The following is a 5199-nucleotide window of genomic DNA, read 5'->3' as shown; positions in this document are numbered from 1 at the left end:
GTCCCGCGACGAACAGCAGCCAGCAGCATCTGGGCGACGTCGACGACCTCGACCGACTCGGCAACCCCGCCAGCCTGAGCAGCGGTCAGCCCGTCCGAGATCATCACCCGGCAGAACGGGCAGCCGATGGCGATCCGCTCCGCGCCGGTGCCGATGGCCTCCTCGGTGCGGTTGGTGTTGATCCGCGTGCCGAGCTTCTCCTCCATCCACATGCGGGCACCACCGGCGCCACAGCAGAAGGACTTCTCCTTGGTGCGCTCCATCTCGCGCAGCTCGACACCGGGCAGTGCACCGATGAGCTCACGCGGCGGGGCGTACACGTCGTTGTGCCGGCCGAGGTAGCACGGGTCGTGGTACGTCACGGTCTCAGCAGTGGAGGCAGCGTTGCGCGCCGTCGACATCCCCGGCACGTCCGCCGGCCGCGCCACCGGCACGAGCTTCTTGTCGCGCACCAGGCGGTTGAGCAGCTGGGTGTGGTGCACGACCTCGTAGTTCCCGCCGATCTGCGGGTACTCGTTCTTGATCGTGTTGAAGCAGTGCGCACAGGTCACGACGACCTTGGTGACACCGAACTCCCCGAACGTCTCGACGTTCTGCGCCGCCAACGTCTGGAACAGCAGCTCGTTGCCGGCCCGCCGTGCCGAGTCACCGGTGCAGGTCTCGCCGTCGCCGAGCACCGCGAACGACACCCCCGCGGTGTCGAGCAGTTCGGCCACCGCGCGCGTCGTCTTCTTCGCGCGGTCCTCGTAGGCGCCGGCGCAGCCGACCCAGAACAGCCACTCGACGTCGGTCGCCGACTCGACGTCCTGGCCGAGCACCTTGACGGGGAAGGGCAGGTCCTTGGCCCAGTCCAGCCGGGCCCGCGCGCCCATGCCCCACGGGTTGCCCTTGCTCTCGAGGTTCTTGAACAGCCCCCCGAGCTCCGACGGGAACGCCGACTCGATCAACGTGGCGTAGCGCCGCATGTCGATGATGTGGTCGACGTGCTCGATGTCGACCGGGCACTGCTCGACGCACGCGCCACACGTCGTGCACGACCACAGCACGTCCTGGTCGATCACGGCATCCGGGCCGTGCGGGTTGTACGCCGACAGCGGCGAGTCGGCGGTGTACCCGGTCTCGCCGACGAGCGCCATGGACGCCCAGTCGATGACCGACCCCTCGGATGCCGTCGCGCCGGCTCCCGCCCCCGGCGCACCGACCGTCGCCCCCGCCTTGGCGGCCTTGAGGAACGGAGCCTTGGCGTCTGCGTGGTCGCGCAGGGTCATCATGAGCAGCTTCGGCGACAGCGGCTTGTCGGTGTTCCAGGCGGGGCACTGCGACTGGCAGCGGCCGCACTCGGTGCACGTCGAGAAGTCGAGCAGGCCCTTCCAGGTGAAGTCCTCGACCTTGCCGACGCCGAGGGTGTCACCCTCCTCGAGCTCCTCCATGGCCTCCATGTCGAAGGGCTTGCCGCCGATCGTCAGCGGCTTGGCGGCACCAAGGGCGGTGCGCCCGGAGGCCTCGCGCTTGAACCAGATGTTCGGGAACGCGAGGAAGCGGTGCCAGGCGACACCCATCGTCGGCTGGAGCGAGATGGTGATCATCCACGCGAACGAGATGAGGATCTTGATCGTCGCGACGACGTAGACCCACGTGGCCAGCCCGGGCAGCGACACCCCGGAGAAGAGCCCGGACATCCACCCGGTGAGCGGGAAGTGCAGGGCCAACGAGGTCTCCGGCTCCAGGCGCGACACCATCGCCGACTCCAACCCGCGCAGCAGCAGGATGCAGATCGTGACGAAGAAGATCGTGGCCTCGACGTAGTAGGCCTGCCAGAAGGTCGAGCCGAAGAAGCGCGAGCGCCGCCCACCCTCACCGGCCGCCGAGCGCGGGTGGTTCTTCTGCCGGATGGCGATGAGCACGGCGATGCCGATGAGCCCCGCCCACGCGAACACCTCGACGAGCCACTCGAACGGCGGGAAGTGACCGATGATCGGCAGCCGGTAGTCGGGCTGCACGAGCTGGAAGAACGCGTTGACCAGCGTGGTGAAGAGGATGAGGAACGCCAAGGCGGTGAACCAGTGCGCCACCGCGACGACCTTCAGCCGGGACATCCGGGTGTGGCCGAGGAACTCCTTCGCCAACGTCCACGTGCGCGTGCCCGGCGAACCGGTGCGGCCGGCATCCGGCTGCCCGAGGCGGTAGAGCGCGACGAACCGGCCGAGCTGGCGGAACAGCAGCGCCCACCCGATGAGCGGGATGACGAAGCACAGGGCGAGCGCGACGCCCTGGATGGCGCTGAAGCCACCGAAGCGGTCGTCGGGCGTGGGCACGATGCCGCTGGCCACGAGGTGCGCCGGCATGGAGGCGAGGACGGCAGACATGGGCGCAGCCTATCTGCGGTAAGCGCTTGCTCACCTGACCTGTGACAGGCGTCAAGCCTCGTTGGATGCCCGTTCGCGCCCTCACGAGACCGTCTTGTGACTGCTGATAACGCTCTGTTGGAATACGCATAAGCAGCCCGGAGGTTGCAGTCTTCACACCCCGTTCGCATTGGAGATCTCGCATGCCCATCCTCGATGACGTCACCCAGGCCGTCGGCAACACCCCGCTCGTTCGGATCAACCGGATCATCGACGCCGCGGAGGGCGTGACCGTCGCCGCGAAGCTGGAGTTCCAGAACCCGGGTGCCTCGGTCAAGGACCGCATCGGCGTGGCCATCATCGATGCCGCCGAGGCCAGCGGTGAGCTCACGGCCGGCGGCACGATCGTCGAGGGCACCTCGGGCAACACCGGGATCGCGCTCGCCATGGTCGGCGCGGCTCGCGGGTACAACGTCGTGCTGACGATGCCCGAGTCGATGAGCAAGGAGCGCCGCGCCCTGCTGCGCGCGTTCGGTGCCGAGCTCGTGCTCACCGACCCCGCGCTGGGCATGAAGGGCGCGGTCGCCAAGGCCGAGGAGATCGTCGCCGAGCGCGAAGGCGCCGTGCTGGCCCGCCAGTTCGCCAACGCCGCGAACCCCGAGGTCCACCGCCGCACCACGGCCGAGGAGATCTGGAACGACACCGACGGCGCCGTCGACATCGTCATCGCCGGCATCGGCACGGGCGGCACCATCACCGGCGTCGGCCAGGTGCTCAAGGAGCGCAAGCCCAGCGTGCAGATCGTCGCCGTCGAGCCCGAGGAGTCGCCGATCCTCAACGGTGGCACCCCCGGCCCGCACAAGATCCAGGGCATCGGCGCCAACTTCGTGCCCGAGGTCCTCGACACCGCCGTCTACGACGAGGTCATCGACGTCAACGCCGCCACGGCCGTGCAGTGGGCCCGTCGGGCCGCCACCGAGGAGGGCCTGCTCGTCGGCCTGTCCTCGGGCGCCGCGCTGGCCGCCGCCGCCCAGGTCGCCGCGCGCCCCGAGAACGCCGGAAAGACGATCGTCGTCATCATCCCCAGCTTCGGCGAGCGCTACCTCTCGACCATCCTGTTCGACGGCCTCGTCGACTGACATGAGCTGGATCCGTGCCGCCCGGGCGATGATCTCGGAAGACCTCGACGCCGCGATGCTGCGTGACCCCGCAGCCCAGTCGCGCGCCGACCTCGCCGTGAACTCACCCGGGCTGCACGCCATCTGGATCCACCGGGCGGCTCACCGCCTGTGGCGAAACCCCGCGGCCCGCCCTGCGGCGCGCATCCTCTCCACCGTCGCCCGAGCCCTCACCGGGGTCGAGATCCACCCGGGTGCGCAGATCGGTCGCCGCTTCTTCATCGACCACGGCATGGGTGTCGTCATCGGCGCGACCGCGGTCGTGGGCGACGACGTCATGCTCTACCACGGGGTCACGCTGGGAGGCCGCTCGCTCGCCCGCGGCACCAAACGGCATCCGACCGTGGGGGACCGGGTCACGATCGGCGCCGGGGCCCGCGTGCTCGGCGACATCGAGATCGGGGACGACGTGCAGATCGGCGCCAACTCGGTCGTCGTGAAGCCCGTGCCCGCCGGCGCGGTCGCGACCGGCATCCCGGCTCAGATCCGGATGCCGGGGAGCCCTGGTGAGGACCCCTACGAGGCGTTGTTCGCCGAGCCGGCCCTGTTCATCTGAGCACCCGCCAGTCCGAGCCGTAGAGGCAGAAGACCCCGGCACCGGGATGGGCCGAAACGGCCCCCGCCCACGCGGTCGCGGCATCCTCACCGGTGGCCAGCACCCGGTGGTAGGCGACCATGGCGTCGGCGGCGACGTGGTCGGCGACCGGAGCGACGGCCGCGAGCACACTCGTCGCGCCGAGTGAGAGCAGCGCCGTGGCCAGCCCGAGCGGTTCGTCACCGGCCCGGGTGGAGAACTGCCCGACGTCGCAGGCCGAGAGCGCGACGTGTTCCGCGGTCACCGGTCGGGGGAACTCGTGAGCGAACACCGGCCCGTCGGCCATCTGCACGCAGGAGAACAGCGGGCTCTGGGCCTCGTGGGTGCCGTGGGCGGCCAGGTGCACGACCCGGGCCCCGTCGAGGGCGCGGAAGACGTCATCGCTCGTCGCGACGGTGGGCGTCCCCGTCGGCCCCGTCACCCCGTCTGACCAGGCGGCCCGCACGGCGTCGATCTCGGGGCCGGTCCGCGCGAGCCCCGGGCCGTACAGCGCCGCCACCGGCGCGAGGCGGGTGGGGTCTGCCGCTGTTGCCTCCCCGCGGGTTGCCCCCCGAACCCAGCGGGTGAGGGAGGGCGAGACCGTGACCGGGCGCCCGGCGAGGCTGGGGAGCAGGCTCCACGGCACGGCCGCGAGGCTGCGCGAGGGGATGATGACGACGCGGGCGCTGGCTCGCCCGCTCGGGTTGAGGGTGGTGTCGACCGCCGCGAGCGAGGATGCGGTGGCGCGCGCGAGCACGGCACCCATGGGGGAGTCGGGGGTCAGCATCGCCCGCGCCCGCAGGTCGCGGCGCAGCCGGGTGACCTGCTCGCGCACGGTGTCGACGGACGCCATCCGGGTCACGTCGAGCCGGCCGTCCTCGAGGACGATGGTCCACAGGTAGCCGGCGTGCTCGAAGAACTCCACGATGGTGGCGCCCCGGTCGGCTGCCGCGCCGCGCGCCTCGTCCGAGTCGACGGGCGGTGCCGTCGTCACGGCTGACCCCCCGACGGTGAGGGTCCACTCGCGGTGCGCGACCTCGTCCTCGAGCCGGGCGACCTGCGCGACGAGGTCGGCGGGTGGCTGCCCGTCGTGGTCGGACAC

4 protein-coding genes are annotated in these 5199 nt (G+C 70.8%); 2 read left to right on the top strand and 2 right to left on the bottom strand.

From position 1 onward, the window contains the following. The coding region (locus PLL68_RS12235; RefSeq protein WP_324534467.1) for a (Fe-S)-binding protein at nt 1–2366 on the bottom strand (2366 nt) is incomplete at its 3' end. 182 nt (nt 2367–2548) lie between these two features. Between PLL68_RS12235 and cysK the strand changes: the two genes are divergently transcribed. Continuing rightward, a complete protein-coding gene (cysK, locus tag PLL68_RS12230) occupies nt 2549–3484 on the top strand; it encodes a cysteine synthase A (RefSeq protein ID WP_324534465.1) in 936 nt (311 codons plus the stop codon). Between the two features lies 1 nt (nt 3485). Continuing rightward, the gene (gene cysE / locus PLL68_RS12225; RefSeq protein WP_324534463.1) at nt 3486–4079 is read left to right on the top strand and encodes a serine O-acetyltransferase; all 594 of its coding nucleotides are present in this window, start codon (nt 3486–3488) and stop codon (nt 4077–4079) included. On the opposite strand, the gene PLL68_RS12220 is transcribed toward cysE, so the two are convergent. Beyond that, nucleotides 4072–5199 (bottom strand): CHAT domain-containing protein (locus PLL68_RS12220; protein ID WP_324534462.1); only part of this gene is annotated, 1128 nt, incomplete at its 5' end. The two genes, cysE and PLL68_RS12220, sit on opposite strands and share 8 nt — an antisense overlap.

The organism is Ornithinibacter sp., from assembly GCF_035443565.1.
Taxonomy (GTDB): Bacteria; Actinomycetota; Actinomycetes; order Actinomycetales; family Dermatophilaceae; genus Fodinibacter.
Note: the sequence above shows the minus strand (reverse complement) of the source record. Positions and strands in the feature narration are given on the sequence as shown.